The organism is Salinibacter sp., assembly GCF_042218895.1.
GTDB lineage: Bacteria > Bacteroidota > Rhodothermia > Rhodothermales > Salinibacteraceae > Salinibacter.
Genome location: NZ_JBDGQQ010000176.1, coordinates 1 through 24,391, shown reverse-complemented (window position 1 = coordinate 24,391; position 24,391 = coordinate 1). Strand labels below are relative to the sequence as shown.

Sequence of the window (24,391 nt, the reverse complement as noted above, 5' to 3'; positions counted from 1 at the left end):
GACACAGCAGTCGAGGTCCCCTCGCGTGAGATCCACGACGCCGCAGCGACCAAGTGTTGGGACCGAACGTCCGTCGAACAGCCCAGACCCGACAAACAAAAGGCCGACACGCAGCGCCGTTGGGACGCTGATGTCGGCCTGCAGTCGTTGCACCCGCTCGTACTGAGCGTGTGCGCGGCTTGCGTGCCGGAGCGGTATGTGGCTGCGGATCCGGTTCGCCAACGCGGCGCTCCGTTTCAACAGCGAGGGCTAATATAGCGCCCGAACCGAATGAGTACAAGGACGACCGCTCCCCTCACCAAAAGTTCACGGTTCGTCCCTATCGGTTTTCTAGAGCGGCTTCCAGATCTTCGTCGAGGGTAAAGACGAAGACGCGCTCGCCGGTCCGAGCGCTGATGTCGGCGTGCATACTCACGACCTCGATGCCGGTTTTCTCCGCAACGAGCTTGGAAAGATCCCCGCTGCAGCTCTCGATCACTCGTCTCCGCATCTTCTTGATGAGCTCGACGCCTCCGTCTTCGTGGCTAAGCTGGCGCTCGGCCGGGCCCAGGATGCCCTGTAGTTTCACGACGACAAGGTTTTCGACGATGAAGGACTTCGCTTCCTTCGGCCCGCGGCCGAGATAGTCGCGCTCAAACTGTGTGATGGCCTCGGTGACGGCGGCTTCAACCTGGCCTTTCGTCTTGTCGGAGGGGATGGACGCATTCGGCATCAGACCAGAACGCAGAATGGTGAGAGGCGACCCGTACACGGAAGCGACAAAGGCGCGCGGCTCCGACGTACGGCTTGCCCGATCCCCTGTTCACTTCCGGGCCTGTCCCCCCGAACGCTTGATTCCGCTCCGTACCGCCGGCCCAATGGTTTTCGGCGACTGGAGCAGTGCCGCCGGGGATGGGGAGCAGCGCGTCCAGCCTCGGCGTAGACCCCCAGTGTCCGGGCCATGAGCCGGAGGGCAGCGCTCATTCGTCGCCTCGCTGCCCGCGGCGCCACGCGTCGAGCGCCCACGGCCCCGCCCCGGCGATCAACAGGACGAGCGAGCCGAGGAGCATCGCCCAGTCCGTTCGAATGGCGTGGGCCATGCTCCAGAAGCCGTACTGGCTCAGCGTCCGCACCTCGAATGGGCCAAACCCGGCCCCCAACCAGATCGGAATCTTCGTCGTCACGATTGCCACGGTCATAATCGTTGCTGTGCCCGCCGCGGCGAGCCGCGTGTAGAGCCCGAACAGGATCAGCGCGCCACAGGTGACCTCCACGACGCCCACGAAGTTGGCAAGGAGCTCAGGCACCGGCCAGCCCATGTTTGCAAACCGGCCTGGCCCCCGCAGGGCGGGGTACAAAAACTTCTGGATGCCCTCCGACAGGAAGACAGCCCCGACCATGAGGCGGATGAGGGGAAGAACGCGCCAGGCACGGGCGGAGGCGGTGGGGGGCGGTGACATAGCGGTCTCGGGGTTTGGGAACGTGAGGCCAGTACAACGGCCTGAGAGACTCAGTGTCCCAGGGTCACGAGTGAGGACGGTCTGACCCGTTCCTTGTCCCGAACGTTGCCTCGATCCATTCAGCCAGTTCATCGCGCACCCGTCGGAAGACCGCACGTTTCTCCTCGTCGGGACCCTCTACGGCCGATGGATCGTCGAACCCGCGGTGGAGGTTCTCCTTCCGGGCGGGAATGTAGGGACAGTTCTCAGCCGCATCGTCGCAGACGGTGACGACGATGTCGGGGGGTGTCTCCGAGAAGGGGTCGACGGAGTCAGCGGTGTGACCCGAGATGTCGATCCCAATTTCCTTCATCACGGCCACGGCGAACGGATTCACGCCGCTGGGATTTGTGCCGGCACTGCGCACCTCGTACCGGTCGTCATAGCGGGCACGCAGCAGCCCCTCGGCCATCTGTGAGCGGGACGAGTTGTGGGTGCAGACGAACAAGACGGTGTCCACGGAGAAAACGGGTGTGACAGAGAGAATCGGCGAATTACATCTGCGCCGCGGCCTCCACGTAGAGCGAACGCCAGATCCACAGCCGGTCGAGGCCGACGCGCATCGCCTCGTCCCCGAGCGAAACGAAGCTGCGGTGGACATAGACTTCAACTTCGTCCCGGTCCGCCCGCACGTACGCCTCGGGGTCGGTGGGCGGCTCGGTGCTCACCGTCGCCAGATCGACTCGTCCGCCGCAGCATCCGTGCTGGGGGCGGGTGCGGATGGTGAGCACGCCGCCCTTCTCGCGGGCGTGTGCTGCCGCCTCGTCGTCAATAGCGAGGTCCAGCTGTGCTTTCGTGGAAGGCATGGCGGAAGATGTCGGTCGAAGGACAATCAGGCCGGGGCCGTCCGGGCCTCAAACTGCGGTCGCGTGGCGTTGGCGATGCGCACGAGCGCCAGCATCACCGGCACCTCTACGAGCACGCCCACCACGGCGGCCAGCGCCGCGCCCGAGGTGACGCCGAACATGGCGATGGCCGTCGCCACCGCCAGCTCGAAGAAGTTGCTGGCCCCAATCATGGCGGCCGGGGCCGCCACGTCGTGCGGCACGCGCCAGCCGTAGGCCCACCCGTAGGCAATCGCGAACACGAAGAACGTCTGCACCACGAGCGGCACCGCGATCAGGGCGATGTGGAGGGGATTGTTGAGGATCACCTCGCCCTGGAAGGAGAAGAGCAGCACGAGCGTCAGCAGCAGGCCCACCATCGTCACCGGCCCGAGCCGCTCCAGAAAGACGTTGTCGAACCACTCCTCGCCCTTCGTGCGGAGGATCCACGTGCGGGAGAGGGCGCCCGCCGCCAGCGGGATCACGATGTAGAGGCCCACCGACAGCAGCAGCGTGTCCCACGGCACGATGACGTCACTGAGCCCCAGCAGGAAGGCGACGATCGGCGCAAACGCCACCAGCATGATCAGGTCGTTAATCGACACCTGGACGAGCGTGTACGCCGGGTCCCCATCCGTGAGGTAGCTCCACACGAACACCATGGCCGTGCAGGGCGCGGCGCCGAGCAGAATGGCCCCGGCCACGTACTCGCTCGCGACGCCCGGCTCGATGAAGGGGCCGAAGAGGCCCTTCAGAAAAAGCCACGCGAAGCCGAACATGGTGAACGGCTTGACGAGCCAGTTCACCGCGAGCGTCACGGTGATGCCCTTGGGGTGGCGCCGCACGCCGAGGATGCTCCGAAAGTCGACCTGCACCATCATCGGGTAAATCATGGCCCAGATGAGCACGGCGATCGGCAGGTTGACCTGCGCCACCTCCATCTCGCCCAGCACGTCGGGCACCGCCGGAATCAGCTGCCCGATCGCCACGCCCACGGCGATGCAGAGGGCCACCCATAGGCTCAGGTAGCGCTCAAAGACCCCGAGGTCCTGCTGGGCCTTCTCGGCAGTGGCCCTGATGGCGTCGGCCGAACCGTTCTCGGCGTGTCCGTTGCCGGAGGGGACAGAATCGGGGGAACGGGATGTCTGCTCGTCTGCGGTCGTCGGTTGCTCAGCCATAGAGGGGTGGTCTGTTCGGGGACGTTGGAATCAGGACGGAAGTGGGGATGCTACGATTTGTCAGAGCCCGGCCGGCGGCCGACTACGGTGACGCTCTGCAGCCCAGCATCGCCCGCGCGGACGTCCGCCCCTCGATCGCCCTCCGAGTGCTCGGCCAGGAGGTCGTCCGGCAGCGAGATGATCTTTTCGGTGGCGACTCGCACGCCTGAGAACCCCACCTCGCGGAGCCGCCCCAGATACGCGTCCCGTTCCATCGCCCCCGCCACGCAGCCCACATGCAGTTCGGCCGCCTCCCGCAACCCGCTGGGCAGTGTGCCATCGTGCACAATGTCGGACACCGAAAATCGCCCCCCGGGCCGCAGGGCGCGGTGCATCTGGCGGAAGGCCGCCCGCTTGTCCGGCACCAGGTTGAGCACACAGTTACTCAGAATCACGTCGAACGTCCCGTCCTCGACCGGCAGATCCTCAATGTCGCCCACCTCGAAGGTGACGTTGTCGTAGTCGAGGTTGTCGGCATTTTCGCGGGCCTTCTCGACCATCTCCTCGGCCAGATCGACGCCGTGGACGTGCCCCTCGGGCCCCACGTCGCGGCGGGCCACGAAGGCGTCCATGCCGGCGCCGGACCCGAGGTCGAGAATATGCTCTCCCATCCGCAGATCGGCGTGGTCGGTGGGCCGCCCGCAGCCGAGGTCTAGATCAGCGGTTTCGGCCAGGACCGCGTCGGCGTAGTCTCTACTCACGTCGAATTCTGCGCCGGAATCACACCCCTCTGAGGACCCGCAGCACGACTCGTTCTCTGTGGCAAGAGCGGCGTACTTCTCACGAACGGCGTCTTTCAGGGCGTCGGGGTTGGCGGAGGGCATGGACATCCGAGTCATCAGCAGTTGGGTGGGTAGGACGAAAGGTTGAGCGTGTCGAAAAGTGTGTCTAGCTCGTCTTCAAGGGCCGACAGCGCCTCCGGATCGAGGCAGTAGCAGGTGCGTCGGCCCTCGATGGACCCCTGTACGAGGCCTGCCTCCTTCAGCGCCTTCAGGTGCTGGGAGACGGTGGACTGAGCCAGGGGCAGATCATCGACGATCTCGCCACAGATGCACTCGTCGCGCTCGGCCAGAAGCCGGACGATGGCGAGTCGGGCCGGGTGGGCAAGGGCCTTCAGTCCTTGAGCGAGCTGGCGCTGCTCGTCTGAGAACGAAGAATCGGTGAGCGGCGGCACGGTAGACGGTGCTTCTATTCGTTACTGATCGCTGATGTACGATAAAAGAGAGCCTGCAGCCTGTCCAGTACTATCCTGAACCTTCATATTTCGGTGCTGCGCAGCTCCGTGCTGACGTCGCGGTCCGGGAACCCAGAGGGACCCGGCGGTGTGTTGCCCAACGTCATTCCTGTCTTTCATCGTGGACCCGCCCTCCTTCTCCATGCCGGTCTGCGGGACCTTGCGGCCCTGCCGGATCGCCTCTCTGTGCGCGCTTCAGAAATCATAGAGGCAACGGCGGAGTCCTGCCTATGCCGCCACCGGCGCATCGACGCCCTGGTGGGACCGGGCTCGGCGTCTCTTCTGGCGTCTCTGGGCACTCCGCTCCCTTCTTGTTGACCATCGGGCACTGCTGGTGCGGTACGGGGCGGCGCTGCGGCTCGCCACGCTCGGCCTTTTGCTACTCGTGGGAATCGCCGCCGGGGCCGCAGGCCTGTTCGTGCCGGGGACCGCACTCGTCCTTCTCCTCGCGTGGGCGTTGTAGCCCAGGAGCATGCCTATTCTCTGCGACAAGGAAAGGGCAGCGTGCAGATCGCGATTCCAATCGTTTCTGTCGATTCCGTCGCAATGGCACGCCTCTCTCCCAGCCCCAATCGATTTCCGTCGGGGCTCTCCGTCCTTCCGTCTCCCGAATCGTCGGTCGCGCCAGCGGCCCCGGGCAACCGTCCTCACGGATCCTGGGGGCTGCTGCGACTGCCTCTCCCCGTACACGATTCGTCGGCGCACAGTGCGGTCCGTCGAACGCTGCGGATCGGTGCCATGCGTGCGAGTGTAATTCAGTGCTCTTTCCGGGCGGAGAAAGCCTTTTCTCCTCGCACCGTCCTGTTCATCGGTTCTCGCGAATCCTCACGCAAGCTACAACTCATGCAGAATTCCCAACCGATGGTTCGTCTCCTTCTCGCCAGCGTCTTGCTCCTCGGGTTCGGGGCTCTCGCCACCGTTCAGGCCCAGGATCCAGACGAGGATGAGTCCGAAGAGAGGATGGCCCCTGGGAATGGCGGCGCAGGATTCTTCGCCATCGGGACCCACGTCGCCGATTTCGGTCCACTCAACGACCGGCTCGAAGAGGTTGGCTACCCGACGTTCGCGACGGAAACGGTCACCATCGGGGGAGGAGGCTACGGCGTCGTTGCGGACCGACTGCTTCTGGGGGGCGAGGGACACGGTCTCCTCACTTCGGACCAGGGCTTTCAGGGACGCACCGTGTCGGTGGGTGGGGGCTACGGCTTGTTTACGCTCGGGTATCTGTTTCGGCCGGAATCAAGCGTTCGCGTTTATCCTCAGCTTGGGGTCGGTGCAGGAGGTATTCGGCTCGAAATTGGAAGTCGGGGGGAGGCCAGCAACTTCGATGAGGTGCTGGACAACCCCAACCGGAGGGCCACCCTGGGACGAGCGAGCCTCCTCGTGCGGCTGGGGGCAGGCCTCGAATACCAGTTTGGACAACCCGGCGAAGGGCTCTTTCAGCTCGGGCTACAGGCCGGGTACATGCTGTCGGCTCTGGCCTCCGACTGGCAGTTCGACGACACAACCCTGAGCGGGGGACCGGACGCAACGATGCAGGGCCCCTTCATCCAGCTAACAATTGGCGGGAGCGGGAGCGAGTCTGACGACGAGTAGCAGGCTTTCCCACCGGGGGATGGCGGAAGAAGGCCTCCGATTCCTCGGAGACCCCCTGACGTGGCAACGAAGACGGAGGGGCACACCAGTTGGCCCTTCATCAAGGATCCCCCTGGAGAAGAGGGTGAGTTCTCTCGGTTTAGCTCACGAGTCTGGCAAGTCGGAGAGACAGTGCACGGAAGCAGGTCTCCACCTCGAGGCTGACGGTCTCAGGATGCAGAGGCGCGGCGTCGAATGGCTTTCCGCATCGGCGGGCTTTCCCCACGTGACAGTGAAACGAGGAGGTGGAGGAGCGGCTCTGCCCGACCCATCGGCCATGCCAGTAATCCCGCATCCCTGGTGCCAGTAAATCCAGGGGTGATGGAAACACCGATGGGACGGGCAGGGCCTCTCTTGGGCGGGTCCCCACGTCGGAACCTCTGTCGCCCAAATTCTCTGCCAGGGGAATGAGGCCCTGAGACTGTCGGAAGAAATACCTGGGCAAGCACCCTGCCAGTCGGCGCTTCTCTCCACTGAGCCGTCCTTCCAGGGCTCGCCCAGTACAGGTGGGAAGATTCTTCCCCTTTCTGTGTAGTTTTTTCCTCTTGCAGGGCATGCCCTCAGTCCAGAGACCACGGGCGCAGGTACCCTCCTGCCCCGCCTCGGGGTCGCCACAGGTGTGGACAAGATCGTACAGGGATCAATTTTGCACCGAGAATTGCACAGACCTCCGCCGCATTTGCTCTTCGGGCTCGCGTCGTGGCACCCGTCCTGATTTTGAGGACGAACTGAGCCAGCACAACGAGGCCTCGCCACGAGGGCAAGTCTTGCAGCGGTGGCGGAGGAACGCACCAGCCGGCCTCGCTCATTTCCACCGTTTTTCCTGCCCCGAGAGTGGACTTCTCGTCCCGAAGGGCAAATTCGTCTTTGTCCGCATGGCACGTGAGAGCGCTGTCCCCTGGTGTCCTCCACGGCGGGGAAGTGGTGCCTGTTCTAGAGTCGAGGGCTGGGGTGAGCAGGAGCATCACGGCCACGAGTAACCGAACACGTGGAGCAGCAGCGCTGGGAAGCTCCTCCAATTCGATCCATTTTTTCGACAGCGCCGGCACCAGGTGCTCTCCCCCTTCGTTTGGATCGCGCACTTTTTCGAAACCCATTTTGTCTCTATGTCTGCTCCCGTCGAGGCCCTGCGCGACCACCTTGCCCCCATCGAAGACCTGAAGGCCGCCGCCGCGGTGCTCACCTGGGACCAGGAGACCTACATGCCGGACGGCGGTGCAGAGGCGCGCGCCCAGCAGCTTTCCACTCTGCACTCGACCGCCCACGAGCGATTCGTGGCCGATGAGACCGGCACGTTGCTCGACCGCGCGGCGGAGGCGCTCGACGCCCCGAGCCCCCTCGATCCCGACGCCGCTCTCGTGCGGGTCACCCGGCGCGACTACGAGCGGGCCGTGCGCGTCCCCTCGTCGCTCGTCGCGGAGCTGTCGAAGGCCAAGTCCCAGGCCCAGCAGGCGTGGAAGCAGGCCCGTGCGAACGACGACTTTTCCCACTTTGCCCCGCACCTGGAGCAGCTCGTGGACCTATCGGTGAAAAAGGCTGAAGCCATCGGCTACGAGAACGAGCCCTACGATGCTCTCCTGAAGGAATACGAGCCGGGCCGCATCACCGCTGCGGTTGTGTCGCTATTCGACACGCTGCGCGACGACCTCGTCCCACTCGTCGACGCCCTCGACGAGGCCGCACAGATCGACGACAGTGCTCTCCGGGGCACCTATCCGCAATCCGAGCAGCAGCGCTTCGGACGGTCGGTGATTGCGGACTTCGGGTACGACTTCGACCAGGGGCGGCAGGATGTCTCCGCCCACCCATTTACCACCTCGTTCTCGCCGAACGATGTTCGCCTCACCACGCGCTACGACGAAGACAACGTGGCCTCGGCCCTGTTCTCCACGATCCACGAGGCGGGACACGGCCTGTACGAGCAGGGCATCGACCCGGCGCTCGCCCGCACGCCATTGGGCGAGGGCACCTCGCTCAGCATCCACGAATCGCAAGCGCGTCTCTGGGAGAACCACGTGGGCCGCAGCCGCCCCTTCTGGCGCCACTACCTCCCACGACTCAGAGAGACGTTCCCCGACGCGCTCGGCGACGTCGACCTCGAGCCGTTCTACCGCGCCATCAACCGGGTGGAGCCCTCCCTCATCCGCGTGGAGGCCGACGAGGTGACCTACCACCTCCACGTCATGCTCCGCTTTGAGCTGGAGCGCGGCCTCATCGACGGCTCGGTGTCGGTGAACGAGCTCCCGGATCGCTGGAACGCGGCGATGGACGACTACCTCGGCGTGGTGCCGGAGACGGACGCGAACGGGGTCCTGCAGGACGTGCACTGGTCGCAGGGGGCCTTCGGCTACTTCCCTACCTACACGCTGGGCACCCTCACGGCCGCCCAGCTCATAGAGTCCATCGAGGACGAGCTGCCAAATCTGCGGGCGCACGTTGCCGACGGCGACTTTGCCCCGTTGCTCGACTGGCTCCGCGCCCACGTCCACCGGCACGGCCGGAAGTTGACGGCGCCCGATCTGTTGGAGCGTGCCACCGGGCGGAAACTCGCGGCAGACTCGTGGCTTGCGTACGCCCAGAATAAGTTCGGCGGCCTCTACGGCCTATCCTGAGTTCTATCGCGTCGCCAGCCTTGACGTAGCACTGCCCGACAAGCGGAAGCTTGCCGGGCAGCGACGTTCTGCCGAAATGGGAGGGACACGGCAGTGCTACTGCGACGAGGCGGGGCGCACCGACACGCGGATCACGTCGCTCGACGAAGGGTAGCTGAACCCATCGTCACTACCGTTGACCTGCGTGACGGAGCCCTCCCCGTTCGGCCCGGTGTTCAGCGCCGACTGTCTGGGCGCCTGGTCGAGCCCCACGCCCGGTTCCTGGTCCCCCTCCGTACCGGCGTCGTAGAGAAGGATATCGATCTCCCGGTTGATTGGCTGATCGTTCTCGTCGAAGAGGGCGATTCCCTCCTGCGGGGTGGCATAGAAGAGATCGTTCGATTGAATGTACATTGTTGCGAGCGAGAGACGGTCTCCAGGCGTCGCATTAACGTTGAATGAGACCTCGTTGCCCGGAAGAATAGGCCCCCCTCCGAATGGATCAACACTTTTGATCCCGTTGGTGCCCGTCAGATCTGCTACAAGATTGCCCGCGGGCGATCCGGCGTCGCCGTCGAGTGCCCCATTCGGGCGTCCGTCTTCGGCAATGGCCTCAATGCCCCCGGACGCTTCTGCTCCGGTCTCGAAGAGGCTCACGTCATCCGAATGGATGGCAAATGCACCCGGGGAAAGCGGCACGGTAATGCCGGTGCGCCCTCGAAGGGTTTGGAGGTGGTTTCCCGCGGGCGAACTGTCGTCGGGGGGCAATGCTCCACCTGGGCGCCCGTCCTCCGCGATGGACTCAATGCCGTCGCCAGCCGATCCCCCTGGGTTATGACCTGGGAAGGTAACGTCGCCCCCATCGCTGCCCGGCATTTGGTCCCAGTGCACGGCGTAGGAACCAGGGGAGAGAGGGATGGGCGCGCCATTGACGCTTGCCCCCCGGTTCCGGATGGTGACGGTAAATGCAACGCCTCCGTCCTCATGGGACTCACTTTCGACGGTCACCTTGACTACGTCGTCGGTGGCCGGGTAGCTGAAGCCGTCGTTTTCCAGACGGCCGTCTCCGTCCTGATCCGTGACCTCGACGACACTACCCTCCCCATCGGGTCCCGTATCGAGAGCGCTCTGGCGCGGGGCCTGATCGGATCCACTCCCGGGCTCCTGGTCCCCCTCTGTCCCGGCGTCGTACAGGTTCACCTCGCTCGTCACGTCGCGAGGACTGTTCTGACCGATCGGGGTCCCATTCTCGAACAGCGAAAGTCCACCCGGCTCAAATGCATAGTAGAGATCGTTCGATTGGATAAACATCGTCGCGAACGACAGCCGCATTCCCGTTTTTGGGAGCTCTCTTGGTCCCGCCGTAAAGAAGAACTCGTAGCTGTCTCCGTTCATGATTGGGCCTGGACCGTCCTGCCCCTCCGGCGAGACGAACTCGCCGCTCTTGAGGATCGGGGTGGCTGATCCGCCATTCTGGACATTTTCAACGGTGACCTCGAAGGTATTAGGACTGGGGGGGTCGCCCTCGTTGCTGTCACACCCAGCGAGGACGAGAGCAAAGCAGCCGATCCACAGGAATGCAAATGGGACGTGTGAGAGTATGGGGCGTGAAGTCATGGGTAACCGTGTCGGAATTGAGAGAAGGATTGCGTGCGACAGGATGAGAGTGACGAAGACACTGTACTTTCGCTCATCCTGCGAACCCAATATTGCTTTCTTCCGACAACGGAGCCTCACAGAAGGCTCAAGCCCCCTCACGCTCCGGTCACAATTCCTAACGGTTCCATAAACTTCGGCCTCCGTCCACGTCCCGGGGTGGGCCGTCCGGACTACGCCGCCTGCCGCTCGACTTCCGATTCAACCGGAAGCCGGAAGCGAAAGGTGGTCCCTTTGCCCACCGTGCTCTCCACCTCCAGCGTGCGGTCGTGGAGTTCCAGAATGGTCTTGGCGATGGCGAGGCCGAGGCCCGCGCCGCCCTTATCTCGGTCTCGGCTCTTGTCGACCCGGTAGAAGCGCTCGAAGATGTGCGGCAGGTCGTCCTCCGGGATGCCGGGTCCCGTGTCTTCCACTTCCACGCAGACCTCGCCCCGTTCGTTGTTCAGGCGCACCCGCACTCTGCCTCCCTCCGGCGTGTAGTGGATGGCGTTGTCGATGAGGTTGGATAGGACCCGCTCCACAAGGCCAATGTCGGCCTCCACTCGGGCGTGGCGCTCCGGCAGCTCGGCCTGCAGATCAACGGCCTGCTCCTCGGCCCGAGGCTGGTACTGCATGACCACGTCCTGCACGAGCTCGGCAATCGGAAAGGATTCGATCGTCGGCTCGATCTGTTTGGTCTCGAGCTTCGAGAGCTCGAAGAGCTCGCTGACGAGCGTGTTGAGGCGCTTCGTGTTCTTGAGGGCCGTTTCGACGTAGTGCTGACGCTTCTCGGGGTCCAGGTCGCCGTCCTTCATCGACACGGTCTCCAGGTAGCCCTGGATCGAGGCGATGGGACTGCGCAGGTCGTGCGATACGTTGGCCACCAGTTCGCGCCGCATGCGGTCGGCCTGGCGCAGCTCCTCCATCGTCTCGGTCAGGTTGTCGGCCATGCGGTTGAAGCACTCGCCGAGGCGACCAATCTCGTCGCGGGAGGTGACCTCCACGCGGCGGTCGAAGTTCCCCTGTTCGAAGTCGGCCACCACGGCCTGGATCCCGCGCAGGCGCTTCGTGAGGCGCCGGAAGAGCAACAGGCCGACGCCAGCCGTGACGAGGATTATGACCCCGAGTCCCCAGAGTGCCGTCTGCAGGATATAGCTATCCCCCACCATGCTGGCTACGGAGGCGTACTTTTCGCTGCCCAGGATCACGTAGAGGTAGCAGCCCTTCCGGCCCATAATCTCGATGTGGGCGGCCGAGAACGGCTTCTTTCCCTGCGCCGACATGGGATCGTCGCCCAGAATGGGCAGTTCGTCCCCCTCCATGAACCGGCGTACCGGGGCGAGGTCGACCTGGCGCTGCTTAATCTCGGCGTCGGGCACGGCGAAGGACGCCTTCAGGGTGCCGTCCCCCTCCAGCAAATAGATTTCGATGCGCCGGTTGATGCCGGTCATGCTCTGGATCGTCGCCTCGATGGACTCGGTGTCGATGCTATCCTTGAGATGCGGCTCGAAGCGGGGCACCATCTCCTCCGCCAGGGTGCGGTTGAGCTTCTGCTCTACCTCGTCGGCGTACTGGCGGGCCGCCCGCATCCCGAACGTCGCGAGGATGATCCCGAGCCCCACGAGGAGCACGAGGAAGAGGGCGCTCAGCTTAGCGTAGAAGCTGTTGAGCATGGAAGATTGGTGCGTGACGCGTGAAACGTGAGAGGGAAATAGCCAGGTCAGTAGGACAAGAGGAAATCGAGAGTCAGAGCATGCATGGCATCGAATCCCAGAAGTACGGAACTCGGAGAAGCTCCCGCGTCACTCCTCACGCATCACGATTCACTCGCCGCCAGTTCGTCCGGCTCGGCAAAGCGGTAGCCCACTCCCCACACCGTCTTCACGTACTGAGGGTCGGACGGGTCCGGTTCAATCTTGTTGCGCAGGCGGTTGATGTGGGTGTTGACGGTGTGGCTATACCCGCTGTACTGGTAGCCCCACACCTCGTCGAGCAGTTCGTCGCGGCTGTAGGCGCGGCCCGGGTTTTTGGCGAAGAGGAGAAGCAACTCGAACTCCTTGCTCGTCAGGTCGACGACCTCTCCGTTCACCCGCACCTTCCGTTTCTCCGGCTCCACCACGAGCCCACCAAGCTCAATGGGGATCGTATCGTCGTCCCGCTGCGCCTCCTGGTCCACCTCCACGCGCCGGAAAATGGCCTTTACCCGGGCCAGCACCTCGCGAATGCTGAAGGGCTTGGTAATGTAGTCGTCGGCCCCCAACTCCAGCCCCAGCACCTTGTCCACCTCCTCGGTCTTGGCCGTGACCATGAGAATGGGGGTAGGGCACTTTTCCTGACGCAGGCGCCGGCAGATGTCGAACCCGTCGGCGCCCGGCAGCATGATGTCGAGGATAATGAGGTCGTGCTCCCCGCTGAGGGCCCGCTCCAGCCCCTCGTCGCCGTCGTCGACTACCTCCACCCGATGGCCCTCGTCGCTGAGGTGAAGCTCGAGCAGGTCGGCGATGTCGTCGTCGTCCTCGACGAGCAGAATGCGTTTTCCAGCTGCGGTCGTCACAGGCACGTGAGGCGGTCAACAGGCAAAGAATAGACGCAAGGTTTGTTGCGATTGTGCGTGCGAATGTTACGCATGCCGGGTCCTGATGGTGCCTCTGCGCCCCCACCGGTGGTTCTCTCGAGGCCCCCTGCCGGAAACGTGTAGATTCTCGTCTCGTAGGCTGTGCCTGCTTAGCTCTCACACTGTCCACAGCTCTCATGTCCCGACCAGCCATTCAGGACTGGCACCTTCGCTCCTGGCGCGAGAAAGACGCCCTCCAGCAGCCCACCTATCCGGACGAGGCGGCGCTGGAGGAGGCCCTCGACCACGTCTCTAATCTGCCTCCGCTCGTGACCTCCTGGGAGGTCGAAAACCTAAAAGACGAGCTCGCCCGCGCCGCCCAGGGGGAGCGGTTCCTCCTGCAGGGCGGGGAGTGTGCGGAGTCGTTCGCGGACTGCCGGGCCGACGCCATCACGAGCCGGCTCAAGATTTTGATGCAGATGAGCCTCGTGCTGACCTACGGGCTTAACACGCGCATCGTGCGGGTGGGCCGCTTTGCGGGGCAGTACGCCAAGCCGCGCTCCTCGGATACCGAGACGCGCAACGGCACCACGCTACCGAGCTACCGGGGCGATATCATCAACAGTCCGGAGTTTTCGGCCGACGCACGCCGACCGGACCCCCAGCGCCTCGTGGAGGCGTATTCGAGTTCGTCGCTCACGCTCAACCTGGTGCGGGCCCTGGCCGAGGGCGGTTTTGCGGACCTCCGGCACCCGGAATATTGGGATCTCGGCTTCATGGAGCACTCGCCGCTGGCCGAAGAGTACCACGCCATCGTCGATGCCATCGAGGATACGCTCGGCTTCCTCGAGGTTGTGACCAGCCAGAAGCTTAATTCTCTTGAGCGGGTGACGTTCTACACGAGTCACGAGGCCCTGCTCCTCCCCTACGAGGAGGCGCTCTCGCGAACGGTCCCGCACACAGAGGGCATTTACAACCTCGGCACGCACCTGCCCTGGGTGGGCAAGCGTACCAACCAGCCCGACAAGGCACACGTCGAGTACGCCCGGGGTCTCCAGAATCCGGTGGGCCTCAAGGTGGGACCGGACATGACGCCGTCGCGGCTCAAAACGCTGGTGCGCACGCTCGACCCGGAGGACGAGCCAGGCCGGCTCACGCTCATCACGCGCTTAGGGGCCGACACCGTCGGCGATCGCCTTCCAGGCCTCATTGAGGCTGTTCGGGACACTGGTCAGTCGGTGCTCTGGATTTCGGACCCCATGCACGGCAACACCGAGCGGACCAACGACGGCATCAAGACTCGCCACTTCGACAACATTCTTGGCGAGCTCGAACAAGCGTTCGACATCCACGCGGCCGAGGGCTCCCATCTGGGGGGTGTGCACTTCGAGCTCACCGGCGAGAACGTGACGGAGTGCGTCGGCGGCGCCCGCGGACTAAGCCCGGACGACCTCAAGCACGCGTACAAGTCGCGCGTCGATCCGCGGCTCAACTACGAGCAGTCCCTGGAGATGGCCTTCAGCATCGTGCGCAAGTACCGCCAGCTCCATGGATAGGATTGGAGGCGTGGAAGCTCTGGATGTGTGGAGGCAGGGACGTTCATGCTTCTACGCGTCCATTCCTCCACGCATCCATGCCTACAGTGACACGCCAAACGCCTCGTCGGCCCCAAAGGAGCGCACGAGCGCCACGTAGAGCTGCACGCAGTGCTCAATGTCCTTGGTGTCCACCACCTCGACGGTCGAGTGCATGTAACGGAGCGGCACGGAGAGCAGGACGCTGGGCACCCCGCTGCGGGTCTTGAAGATCGAGTCGGTGTCCGTGCCGGTGCGGCGGCTACTGGGCTCGTGCTGGAGGGGAATGTCCTCGGCCTCGGCCACCTCGACGACGCGCTCTACGAGCTGCGGATGATTGGAGGTGCCGTGCGTCACGGTCGGCCCCTCGCCCATCTCGATCTCGCCGTGCTTCTTGCTGTTGATGCCGGGCGAGTCGGTGGCGTGGGTCACGTCGAAGGCGACGGCGGCGTCCGGATCGAGGCGGTGCGTGATCATCTCCGCCCCGTGCCCCCCGATTTCTTCCTGGACCGAGTTGGCGGCCTGCACGTGCCACGCGGGTCGCTCTTCGGCGAGGCGCTTCACGGCCTGCGCGATGATGAAGCCGCCGAGCCGGTTGTCGATGGCGCGGGCCGTGATGCGGGAGTCGGTGAGGTCCGTCGGGCCTACGTCGAACACCATCGGGTGGCCCACCCGAATGCCCCGGTCGTGGACCTCGTCCGCGTCGGAGGCCCCGATGTCGATAAACAACTCGTGCACCTTGGGCACCTTTTCGTTCTTCGTGTCCCGAATGTGGATGGCCGTGTTGCCTACGACACCCGTGACGGGCCCGTCGTCGCCCAAGATGCGGACGCGAAGCCCTTGCGCGATGGCGCGGTCCGATCCGCCGATGCGGTTGACGTGGATGAAGCCGTCGTCGGTAATGTGGCGCACCATGAAGCCGATCTCGTCGACGTGCGCGTCAAGCATGACGCAGGGCGCATCGTCGTCGGTGCCGTTCAGGCTGGCCCAGGCCGTGCCGTATGCGTCGGTCTCCACCTCGTCGGCGTGGTCGCGGACGTAGTCGGTCCACACGCGCTGGCCTGGCGCTTCGAAGCCAGTGGGGCTGGGGGTGTCGAGCAGGTCAAAGAAAAAGGACTTGGCGTCGTCGGTCATGCAAGCAACAAACAGTTCGTTCGGAGAACAGAGGAGAACCGGTCGAGTAATCTCGACCAATCATACGGCCTGAGCCGCAACGGTGTCCCGGTCGCGGTCCAGAATGTCGAGTGTACGCAGCCTTCACAACTCGACCGTGATAGGTCGGTACTTTAGATGGTACATTCAAACCACTAGACTGTGTGGCACCGCTTACTCCTTCAAACCCTTTTTCTTCTCAACTAGAGCAAGTCCGACCATGCCGAAGACGACGGACCGCACCTACCACATGCTCATCGTGGAGGACGACGCCGACATCCTGATGGGTCTCGAAGAATACTTTGAGCTCGAGGACTACGAGGTAGAGACGGCGGAAGACGGCGAAGAGGCGCTCCGGAAGATGAAAGACATGGACAAATGCGATGTCGTTCTCCTCGATGTGATGCTGCCTAAAAAGGATGGCTTCGATGTGCTCGAAGAGTCCCAGGAGATGGGCTTCAGCGCCCCAATTCTCATGATTACGGCCCGGGGCGAGCAGGAATCGAAGCTCAAGGGCTTTGGGCTCGGTGCGGACGACTACATTACCAAGCCCTTCAACGTCGAGGAACTGGCCGCCCGGGTGAAAGCCATCCTGCAGCGGACCATGCCGCCTGCCGAAGCCCCCATGGATGTTTACGAGATTGGGGACGTGGAGATTAACTTCACCACCCACGAGGCCTACCGGGACGGCGAAGAGCTCAGTTTTACGGCCCTGGAGTTTGACATTCTCCGTTATCTCATCCAGCACAAAGGCAGGACCGTCACGCGCAAACAGCTCCTTCGGGACGTCTGGGGAATCGATGAAAACATCATCACGCGGACCATCGACCGCCACATGGCGTCGGTCCGCAAGAAGATCGAGCCCGATCCGTCCGATCCGACCTACATCGAGACCGTGTACGGCATCGGCTATCGCTTCGACGACGAGTAGCTTCGTCTCGCGCTCTTGAACCAGGGCTTCCTCTGGGTTCCTCGTGCCGCTTCGGTAGGGGCTGGTCAGGAAGCTGCCTCCTGTGACTCTTCGATCCGCTCGGCTCCCTCGAGCTTGTATCCAATGCCGTACACACTCTGAATAGGCCAGGAATCCTCCCCGTCCCCGTCCATCACGTCTCGGAGGGCATTCACGTGCCGGTCGATGGTGCGCGTCTCGACCTCGGTGGGGAGGTCCCACACATCCCGGAGAATCTGCTCGCGAGTGGCCGTGCGCCCGCGGCGGCGAAGGAGGTAGGCGAGCAGCTTATATTCCAGACCCGTCAAGTCCACCGACGTGCCATCGCGGGTTACCTCCTCGCTGTCTAGATCGACGCGAAGCCCCCCTACCCGAAACGTTCCCCCCTCCACGGACGCTTCGGCTTCTCGTCGGAGCAAAACGTCGATTCGGGCCACCAACTCCTCGGTCTCGAAAGGCTTCGTCAGGTAGTCGTCGGCCCCCACCTGAAAGCCACGCATCTTGTGCTCGTGGTCACCAAGTCCCGTGAGCATGAGCACGGGCGTCTTCACCCCGTCGTCCCGGGCTTGACGAAGCACCTCGAAGCCGCTAAGGTCGGGCAGTTTCGCGTCCAGAACGATGAGGTCGTACCCGGGCAACCGGGTTGCTTTTTCCAGAGCCGTTTCCCCCTCCTCGGCCAGTGTTACTTCGTAGCCCTCGGACTCTAGATAGAGGACAAGGCTCGTGCTAAGCTCACTATCGTCCTCCACAACGAGGAGGGATGGACCTTTGGCTTCAGAATCGGACATGGGGGTACTTGTGGGGGATGTAAAGGGCTATTTGATCGGATGTCTCCGAAGACCACGGGTCACGTGAAGGCGTGCTGCTTCGGGCTCGGAATAGGGATGACCTTTTGGCGACTGGTTCGTGCGACGGGAGTCGGTGTTCGTGTCCTGGATCCCGCAATGTCTCTTTCGTAACACGCCTTCTTCCCTGAAGGTTCTGAACGGGTCCTGAAGACGGGGACCGAGGCGTGGGAGATAATGCGCTGGAATCATCCGGGACGGAACGAGGGGGTGTTTCTGACCCAGCTTATCCGTGCATGACGGCCAACGGCCTCAGACGAGCAACCTTGCTGGCAAGCCCCGCCCCAGCAACGGTCTCCACGACAGCATCAATGTTCTCCTTCAGCTCCACAGCGCTGGCCGAGGACGCCCCGTCGCCCGATCGCACGTGCACGCCTTCCCGTTCCAGCTCTTCGTCGAGCGGGGCGGGCTCGGCGTGGTGGTTGGCTTCGTGGTGGCTCATCGTGCGGCCCGCCCCGTGACAGGCGGAGCCAAAGCTCTTCTGCATGCTCTCGCGTGTGGCCAGCATGACCCATGAGGTCTCTCCCATGGTTCCAGGAACGAGGACTGGCTGCCCAAGAGCGCGGTACGGAAGGGAGATGCCGGGTGTCCCGGGCCCAAAGGCGCGAGCAGCCCCCTTACGATGCACGTAGCACCGCATGTGCTTGCCGTTGACCTGGTGCATCTCTACCTGGCCCAGGTTGTGCGCCACGTCGTACACGGTTTTGAAGCGCTGGCCGGCCCCGTCGAGAAGCTCATCGAACACCTCACGGACGCGGTGGGCCAGCACCTGCCGGTTCGCGTAGGCGTAGTTGGCCGCGGCCCGCATGGCCCCCATGTAGTCGTCGGCCTCTCCCGAGTCGAGCGGGACTGACACAAGATTTGGGTCCGGAGGAGTGATGTCGTAGGACGATGCCACTCCCTGAAACCGGTCGATGTAGTCGGCACAGATCTGGCGTCCGTAGCCCCGGGACCCGCAGTGGATTTGGGCAACGAGGGTTCCTTCCTTGAGCCCCATCGTCACGGCCGCCGCCCGATTGAAGACCTCTTCGACGGCGTGAATTTCAATAAAGTGCTGGCCGCCTCCTAACGTCCCAAGTTGCTTTGCCCCCAGCGAACGGGCCGTCTCGCTCACCTTGTCCGGGTTTGCCTCGTTGAGTCGTCCGCCCTCCTCGGCACGCACAAGGTCGTCTTGCTGTGCCATGTCCTTGCGCAGAGCCCACTGCGCCCCTGACTGAGCCACGTGATCGACCTCGTTCTTGCTGAGGGACATCGATCCCTCCGCATCCACCCCGCTCGAGATGTGAGCCTTCAGCGCGTCGGCAAGGGCGTCGAAGTGGCCTTCGGCCTCCTCCACTTTAACCTCCGATCCCAGAAGCCGAACCCCGGCGTTGATGTCGTGCCCGATCGCCCCGGGCGCAATGGTGCCCACCGGCCACTTCGACACCGCAACGATTCCCACAGGGGCTCCTTGACCGCTGTAAACATCGGGCATCACAACAAGATGCCCGACAAGGCCGGAGAGCATAGCCGTCCGGATGGCCTGTTCGATGGCCTCGCTCGCGAGAATGTCGTCGATGAGCTCTTCACTCGCGATGATGTGCACAGGTACGCGCATCGCCTCCCGGAACGACTCGGAGATTTCCCACGTGAAGTCGCTTGTCCGTGTCAAGTCCGCTCGTTCCATATGTTGGGTACCTGCGCGCGCAATGGGACAAAGGCTTGCCTTGAGCGCCGCACTGGATTGTTTTCGTGGGATAACGCGAGGACAGTTCGAACCATCTCGGAAAATTCAGTGTTCCACCCTCCGCCGATTGAGCGAGCGCAGCGCGGATTCCAGATGGACTCCTCACGTCTGGCCGTCGGTACAGGGCTCCTTCTACGGAACGGGGCCTCCCGCCGGACGCTGTCAGCAATAGAGTTGGTTGGCCCGGCCGAGTCTACCGAATCCATTCCGGGCTTGCCACTCCTCGTTCCGAGGGCACGGCGTCGCCAGAGAAACGGCGCCTCCCACCTGCTAGGCTACGCAGGGGCCTCTGCCGTATGCTCGGCGTCGTCGGACTGTACGGTCCCGACCTCGTGGATCCATCCACCGCCGAGCACGTCGTCGTCCTCGTAGAGCACAAGACTCTGCCCGGGTGTGATGGCTCGGCGTGGCTCCGCGAAGGCGACCTTGAGAGTGTCGTCATCGGGCTGCCAGGTGAGGCACCCCGCGCCGTCGTCGTTGTAACGGATGGTTCCCCAGGCGGGCCGCTCCTCGTCGATCCCCGGGTACTTGACGAGGTTGATCTCGTGGGCCGTGAGGGTCTGCTCCATGAGCTCCTCCTTCGGCCCTACGGTAATCGTGTTCGTCTCCGGATCGATGTCGGTCACGTAAACCCGCTCTCCGAGGGCGAGACCCAGCCCGCGGCGCTGGCCGATGGTGTAGAAGGGATAGCCCTCGTGCTCGCCGACAACCGTACCGTCCTTCAGCACGAACTTGCCGCCGCTCACGTCCTCCTCAAGCCCGTCGACTCGGTCTCGCAGGAAGCGGCCGTAGTCGTTGTCCGGAATGAAGCAGATCTCGTACGAGTCGGGCTTGTCGGCCACACTGAGGCCGAAGTCGGCGGCCATCTGCCGAATTTCGGGCTTCTCGTACTCCCCAAGCGGAAAGATGGACCGGGCCAGGTGCTCCTGCGGCAGGCCCCAGAGCGCGTAGCTTTGGTCCTTATTTCGATCCTCTCCCCGGCTCAGCAGGTACCGATCCAGATCCTCGTCGTAGCGGACATTCGCGTAGTGGCCGGTGGCAATGTACTCGCAGTCCAGATCATCGGCCCGCTCCAGAAGAGCCGCCCACTTGATGTGGGTGTTGCAGAGCACGCACGGATTGGGCGTACGGCCCGACAGGTACTCGTCGGTGAACCGCTCAATCACCCAGTCGCCAAACTCCTCCCGGATGTCGACGACAAAGTGAGGAAAGCCGTGTTTGGTGGCCACCACGCGGGCGTCGTTCATCGACTCGATGGAGCAGCAGCCCACCTCCTTACCATCGCGCCCACCGCTGGTGGAGTAGTCCCACGTCTTCATGGTGAGGCCCACGACGTCGTAGCCGCGCTCGTTTAGCAAGACGGCGGTGACCGAAGAGTCGACGCCGCCGCTCATGGCAACGAGCACGCGTCCCTTCTTGCTCATGATCCGGTATGTCCGACAGTGTACAAAGTGATGAAAAGCCGATAACAGTTATGAACTGCGCTTCGCATACCACCGTTCCCGGGTACAGAGAGAAAGTCCTGACAATGCCTTAGTGCGGGAGCGGTGGTCTTATCCCTGCTGGGGAACGAGCCCCACCGCGCGAAGCCCCCTGCTCCTTTGCGTTCAGTCCCGGTTCGGGCGGGAGTACCAGTCTTCAGAAAATATGGACAGGATTTATTTGCACCGTATCCCGGCAAAGACAAACCTTAAGGTGTCTGCTCCCTCCTACAGGCCTCTACTCCCGTATCCTATGTCTACGTCGACCTCGACGTCCCGCAGCACCGTGACGACCCCTCTTGCCCCAGCGGCCATCGGTCCGTACAGCCAGGGCATTCTCGTCGACGACCGGCTCTACGTCTCCGGCCAGATTGCGATTGACCCGGACACGGACAGCATGATCGACGGGACAATTGAAGAGGAAACTGAGCGTGTTCTCGACAACATTGGGGCCGTGCTCAAGGCAGCGAGCATGACGTTCGAAAACGTCGTGCGTTGCGAGGTCTTCATGGATGACGTAAACGACTACGCGCAAATCAACGAAGTATACGCGCGGTACTTCAACGAGAAGCCTCCGGCCCGGCAGGCCGTGCAGGTGGCCGCCCTCCCGCGCAACGCTCGGGTCGAGATCTCCTGCATCGCCGTCCGGTAGCCCACTGTGGCCGGTTCTACTGTCGCTCCGTCGCCGTCGTCTCGTCCCATTCGTAGCCCGAGGTGAGCGAGTCATATTCGGGGTCCCGCTCGGCGGCCTCGTCGTGCGGGAGGCTGCCGCGGTGGGATCGCAGGTACGTAAAGGGAGTGTGGTAGAGGAAGTTTGACACGCGCCCCGTGTAGACGTCGGCGTAGCGCTCCACCTGCCGGGCGAAGAGGCTCTTGTCTTTGCCGGTGCGCATGAGCGGTCCCCAGTTGCTGTTGACGAGCCGACTGGATGCCTTGGCCAGAGGGGCAATCCGCTCGTCCAGCTCCGTCAGTCGGTCTCGGACCTCCGACATCTCTTCCTCGAGTGTCTCCACACTTTGTCCATCTGCCCCGCCGTAGCCCTCGCGCAGGCGCTGCCGCTGCAGGCGCTTCCTGGAGAACTGGGTCTCCAGCTGCTCTTTCTTCTCCATCAGTTCGGACAGCTGGGCCTGCCTGCCGGCGAACGACTGAAAGGCCTCGATCTCTTGCTCAAGCTCGCGCACCACCAGCGCCGTGCGCCACCGCAGCACCTGCTTCGACACGTTGACGTCGACAAACAGGTGGTCGCCGACATAGAGAATTTCCTCCCCCCGAAGCCCGAGGCTCTCCTCAACGAGGGGGGCGTTGCCGCCGACGTACACGCAGCCCTCCTTCAGCGGGCCGTTCTTGTGCTCGCGCAGGAGTCCGTCATCGTTCACCACGTGAAAGGCAGGCATGCGAACCGAGAAGAAGTCGGGCTTCCGGGCACCGACGATAGAAAGGTCGAATAGGTCGCGCCACGTCATGCCCTCCGGCAGAAAATCGTTGAAGGCGTACTCCAGCATGGGACGGGCGTAGTCCCACTCGGAGTTGGTGATGAGCAGAAGCTTCTTCCCAGCTCGCTTCTGATCAAGGAGCGTGAGCGGCATCTGAGGGTCGAGATCCACGAAGCGCTCCGGATGACGGACAATCTCGGCCTTGAGCCGGCCCTCCATGTGGGCCTCGTCGAGCGTCTCCTGCACTTCGGTCCACAGGTCGGCGTAGCCCATCGAACCTTCCAGGGCGTCCGCGTCGAGCAGGTCCACGAGTTGCATGTACATGCAGGCCGACGAGATGGAGAAAAGCGTGTTGAGAAAGTGCCATCGGTCCTCCGCGAGATCGACGAGGGTGCGCTGGTAAACGTCGCGCTGCCGGTCGAAGGGGAGCGACTCGGTGCCGTGGAAGGTGCGCTTGACGTACCCGAAGCGGTTGGCCTTCACCACGTTACCGCGCTCGATGTCGATCACGAGGCCCCGGATGGCCAGGTCGGGATCGAACGTCAGGTCCTCCACGGGCCACCCCTTGCCCAGCAGGCCTTCTTTGATGAAGCCGTAGGCGCGCTTCTCCCACTCGCGCATGTGGTAGTGGATGAGCGTGTAGTCCATGTCGTACCCGATGGCCTGAATGCCCCGCAGGTTGAGCGTACGGTTGCAGAAGAGGCCACGGGAAGGATCGATCGCATCCATGAATTGAGGCACGTGAGGAACGAATGAGCGGGATGCAGAGGCAAATTCCGCGCTCGCATACTTCACAAACGAAGGCGCCCCTCAATTGCTTCGTTACGAAACCATCAGGTGCGCCGGGGGCAGCCGACCCGGCCTCGACCGTCTCCGCGGAGTCCGGGGCCGAGTCGGACGCCAGCGCCGACGAGGAGGGCAACGAGAAGTGCGGTCGTGGTACTTCGCGCAAAGAGTATCATGGGCTGTGGGTGATTGTGTGTGGGAGGATATTGGCGTGTTGCCAATGCACTGCCCATGGTACCGGGCGACTGTACCCAGTCACCAGACCGGTCGGTGCGCATCTCGCAACCGGAAGCATGACGTTTCTGTGATCCAACCAGAGAACAGGACGGGTTTGCTCTGTTCGCATGGTCGTGCTTGTTGTGGAGGAACGCAGAGACGCCGCTCTCGCGTTCGATTCTGATCTGTCTTTCATCTTTAGACCGCTTCACGCTCATGCCCTCCACCGGTGACCGCCTCAACGCCGCCCGGTCTCAGCTCTTCGTGGAGCGCGACGACGAAGTCGAGCGCGCGATCCGGGCCGGACTGGCGGCTTTCCCCGACTCTACGCTCACCCTCGAACAGTACGTCGCCGATCCGCCCCGCGTGTCCGTCTTCTAGAGCCTGGACGCCGTGCACGAGGGCGCTTTCCTTGACATTTCCCAACGCAGCAGCCGGTGGCCGTGCGAGGCACAGGCCTCTTCCCCGTCCGTGACGGACAGATTCTTCGCGGAGTACATCTGTGGGACCTTGCGAGCCTCCTCCGAGACGTCCGGCTTCTCCTGGAGCTTCCAATGACCCTTCCGATGCCCCCGACTCGATTCTCGCTTCGCTCACCCCGCAGCGGCGTACACGATCTCTCCGTCTACCTGATCGCGCTTCTCTTCGGCGCCGCGGGCACGGCCCACTTCGTGTGGCCCGCGGCCTTCGCCCGCATCGTGCCGCCCTTCCTGCCCGCGCCTTACACGCTGGTGTACGTGAGTGGCATCGCCGAGCTGCTGGGCGCCATCGGTGTGCTGGTACCGGGCCTGCGGACGGTCGCCGGGTGGGGCCTCCTCCTGTTGCTCCTAGCCGTCTTTCCGGCAAACGTACACATGGCGCTCCATCCCACGGATTTCGCCCGCATTCCGGCGTGGGCGCTCTACCTGCGCCTCCCTCTTCAGTTCATCCTCATCGGCTGGATCTACTGGGCTCTCGCGCTGCGGATCGGAGGATAGTGGGCCGAGGTGCTGCTGGCCAGCCCAGACTCCTCCGCTCAGCTGGATCGGCGCGCTGGGCCACGAGCGTGGTCTGCGCCATTG

Annotated in this window: 23 protein-coding genes; 8 read left to right on the top strand and 15 right to left on the bottom strand. The window is 63.5% G+C overall.

What is annotated here, in order from left to right; genetic code table 11:
* Window positions 1-319 precede the first annotated feature (319 nt).
* From ABEL04_RS14615 to ABEL04_RS14585, 7 genes are all read right to left on the bottom strand, one after another.
* Complete coding sequence (locus ABEL04_RS14615; protein ID WP_375803136.1) at window positions 320-712, bottom strand: DUF2294 domain-containing protein; 393 nt, start codon at window positions 710-712, stop codon at window positions 320-322.
* Window positions 713-959: 247 nt separating this feature from the next.
* A complete protein-coding gene (locus tag ABEL04_RS14610) occupies window positions 960-1,439 on the bottom strand; it encodes a DoxX family protein (protein WP_375803135.1) in 480 nt (159 codons plus the stop codon).
* A gap of 64 nt (window positions 1,440-1,503) precedes the next feature.
* Window positions 1,504-1,938 (bottom strand): arsenate reductase ArsC, encoded by a 435-nt coding sequence (locus tag ABEL04_RS14605; RefSeq protein ID WP_375803134.1) that lies wholly within the window; start codon window positions 1,936-1,938, stop codon window positions 1,504-1,506.
* A 34-nt stretch (window positions 1,939-1,972) separates the two neighbouring features.
* Window positions 1,973-2,284 (bottom strand): CC/Se motif family (seleno)protein, encoded by a 312-nt coding sequence (locus tag ABEL04_RS14600; RefSeq protein WP_375803133.1) that lies wholly within the window; start codon window positions 2,282-2,284, stop codon window positions 1,973-1,975.
* A 26-nt stretch (window positions 2,285-2,310) separates the two neighbouring features.
* Window positions 2,311-3,480: an ACR3 family arsenite efflux transporter gene (gene arsB, locus ABEL04_RS14595; RefSeq protein ID WP_375803132.1), complete on the bottom strand. Its 1,170-nt coding sequence runs from the start codon at window positions 3,478-3,480 to the stop codon at window positions 2,311-2,313.
* Window positions 3,481-3,530: 50 nt separating this feature from the next.
* On the bottom strand, window positions 3,531-4,349 hold the full coding sequence (gene arsM / locus ABEL04_RS14590; RefSeq protein ID WP_375803131.1) for an arsenite methyltransferase: 819 nt from the start codon (window positions 4,347-4,349) through the stop codon (window positions 3,531-3,533).
* Between the two features lie 8 nt (window positions 4,350-4,357).
* Window positions 4,358-4,693 (bottom strand): ArsR/SmtB family transcription factor, encoded by a 336-nt coding sequence (locus ABEL04_RS14585; protein WP_375803130.1) that lies wholly within the window; start codon window positions 4,691-4,693, stop codon window positions 4,358-4,360.
* A 394-nt stretch (window positions 4,694-5,087) separates the two neighbouring features.
* Here ABEL04_RS14585 and ABEL04_RS14580 point away from each other — a divergent pair, with 394 nt between their 5' ends.
* The 3 genes from ABEL04_RS14580 to ABEL04_RS14570 all read left to right on the top strand — a co-directional run bounded on the left by ABEL04_RS14580 (window position 5,088) and on the right by ABEL04_RS14570 (window position 9,000).
* Window positions 5,088-5,216, top strand: a complete 129-nt coding sequence (locus ABEL04_RS14580; RefSeq protein WP_375803129.1) for a hypothetical protein — start codon at window positions 5,088-5,090, stop codon at window positions 5,214-5,216.
* A gap of 398 nt (window positions 5,217-5,614) precedes the next feature.
* Window positions 5,615-6,349, top strand: a complete 735-nt coding sequence (locus ABEL04_RS14575; protein ID WP_375803128.1) for a hypothetical protein — start codon at window positions 5,615-5,617, stop codon at window positions 6,347-6,349.
* Window positions 6,350-7,494: 1,145 nt separating this feature from the next.
* On the top strand, window positions 7,495-9,000 hold the full coding sequence (locus ABEL04_RS14570) for a carboxypeptidase M32 (RefSeq protein ID WP_375803127.1): 1,506 nt from the start codon (window positions 7,495-7,497) through the stop codon (window positions 8,998-9,000).
* Between the two features lie 96 nt (window positions 9,001-9,096).
* Here ABEL04_RS14570 and ABEL04_RS14565 read toward each other — a convergent pair whose 3' ends face one another.
* The 3 genes from ABEL04_RS14565 to ABEL04_RS14555 form a co-directional block, all read right to left on the bottom strand.
* Entirely contained in the window at window positions 9,097-10,596 is a 1,500-nt protein-coding gene (locus ABEL04_RS14565; protein WP_375803126.1) for a spondin domain-containing protein, read from the bottom strand.
* A gap of 212 nt (window positions 10,597-10,808) precedes the next feature.
* Window positions 10,809-12,287 carry a sensor histidine kinase gene (locus ABEL04_RS14560; protein WP_375803125.1) on the bottom strand — a complete coding sequence of 493 codons (1,479 nt, stop codon included), beginning with the start codon at window positions 12,285-12,287 and terminating at the stop codon, window positions 10,809-10,811.
* Window positions 12,288-12,430: 143 nt separating this feature from the next.
* Window positions 12,431-13,168, bottom strand: coding sequence for a response regulator transcription factor (locus ABEL04_RS14555; protein WP_375803124.1), 738 nt, complete (start codon window positions 13,166-13,168; stop codon window positions 12,431-12,433).
* Window positions 13,169-13,365: 197 nt separating this feature from the next.
* Here ABEL04_RS14555 and ABEL04_RS14550 point away from each other — a divergent pair, with 197 nt between their 5' ends.
* A complete protein-coding gene (locus tag ABEL04_RS14550) occupies window positions 13,366-14,724 on the top strand; it encodes a class II 3-deoxy-7-phosphoheptulonate synthase (protein ID WP_375803123.1) in 1,359 nt (452 codons plus the stop codon).
* A gap of 81 nt (window positions 14,725-14,805) precedes the next feature.
* Here the strand turns inward: ABEL04_RS14550 and ABEL04_RS14545 are convergent, their stop codons facing one another.
* The gene (locus ABEL04_RS14545; RefSeq protein WP_375803122.1) at window positions 14,806-15,876 is read right to left on the bottom strand and encodes a M42 family metallopeptidase; all 1,071 of its coding nucleotides are present in this window, start codon (window positions 15,874-15,876) and stop codon (window positions 14,806-14,808) included.
* Window positions 15,877-16,114: 238 nt separating this feature from the next.
* Between ABEL04_RS14545 and ABEL04_RS14540 the strand changes: the two genes are divergently transcribed.
* Complete coding sequence (locus tag ABEL04_RS14540) at window positions 16,115-16,825, top strand: response regulator transcription factor (protein ID WP_375803121.1); 711 nt, start codon at window positions 16,115-16,117, stop codon at window positions 16,823-16,825.
* Window positions 16,826-16,890: 65 nt separating this feature from the next.
* On the opposite strand, the gene ABEL04_RS14535 is transcribed toward ABEL04_RS14540, so the two are convergent.
* From ABEL04_RS14535 to mnmA, 3 genes are all read right to left on the bottom strand, one after another.
* Window positions 16,891-17,631 carry a response regulator transcription factor gene (locus ABEL04_RS14535; RefSeq protein ID WP_375803120.1) on the bottom strand — a complete coding sequence of 247 codons (741 nt, stop codon included), beginning with the start codon at window positions 17,629-17,631 and terminating at the stop codon, window positions 16,891-16,893.
* A gap of 283 nt (window positions 17,632-17,914) precedes the next feature.
* On the bottom strand, window positions 17,915-19,339 hold the full coding sequence (locus tag ABEL04_RS14530) for an RtcB family protein (protein ID WP_375803119.1): 1,425 nt from the start codon (window positions 19,337-19,339) through the stop codon (window positions 17,915-17,917).
* A 350-nt stretch (window positions 19,340-19,689) separates the two neighbouring features.
* The gene (gene mnmA / locus ABEL04_RS14525; protein WP_375803118.1) at window positions 19,690-20,838 is read right to left on the bottom strand and encodes a tRNA 2-thiouridine(34) synthase MnmA; all 1,149 of its coding nucleotides are present in this window, start codon (window positions 20,836-20,838) and stop codon (window positions 19,690-19,692) included.
* 310 nt (window positions 20,839-21,148) lie between these two features.
* On the opposite strand from mnmA, the gene ABEL04_RS14520 reads away from it, so the two are divergent.
* Window positions 21,149-21,547, top strand: a complete 399-nt coding sequence (locus ABEL04_RS14520) for a RidA family protein (RefSeq protein WP_375803117.1) — start codon at window positions 21,149-21,151, stop codon at window positions 21,545-21,547.
* 16 nt (window positions 21,548-21,563) lie between these two features.
* On the opposite strand, the gene ABEL04_RS14515 is transcribed toward ABEL04_RS14520, so the two are convergent.
* Window positions 21,564-23,057, bottom strand: a complete 1,494-nt coding sequence (locus tag ABEL04_RS14515; protein ID WP_375803116.1) for an HAD-IG family 5'-nucleotidase — start codon at window positions 23,055-23,057, stop codon at window positions 21,564-21,566.
* 489 nt (window positions 23,058-23,546) lie between these two features.
* On the opposite strand from ABEL04_RS14515, the gene ABEL04_RS14510 reads away from it, so the two are divergent.
* On the top strand, window positions 23,547-23,711 hold the full coding sequence (locus tag ABEL04_RS14510) for a hypothetical protein (RefSeq protein ID WP_375803115.1): 165 nt from the start codon (window positions 23,547-23,549) through the stop codon (window positions 23,709-23,711).
* A 185-nt stretch (window positions 23,712-23,896) separates the two neighbouring features.
* On the top strand, window positions 23,897-24,307 hold the full coding sequence (locus tag ABEL04_RS14505) for a hypothetical protein (RefSeq protein WP_375803114.1): 411 nt from the start codon (window positions 23,897-23,899) through the stop codon (window positions 24,305-24,307).
* The last annotated feature ends 84 nt before the right edge of the window (window positions 24,308-24,391 follow it).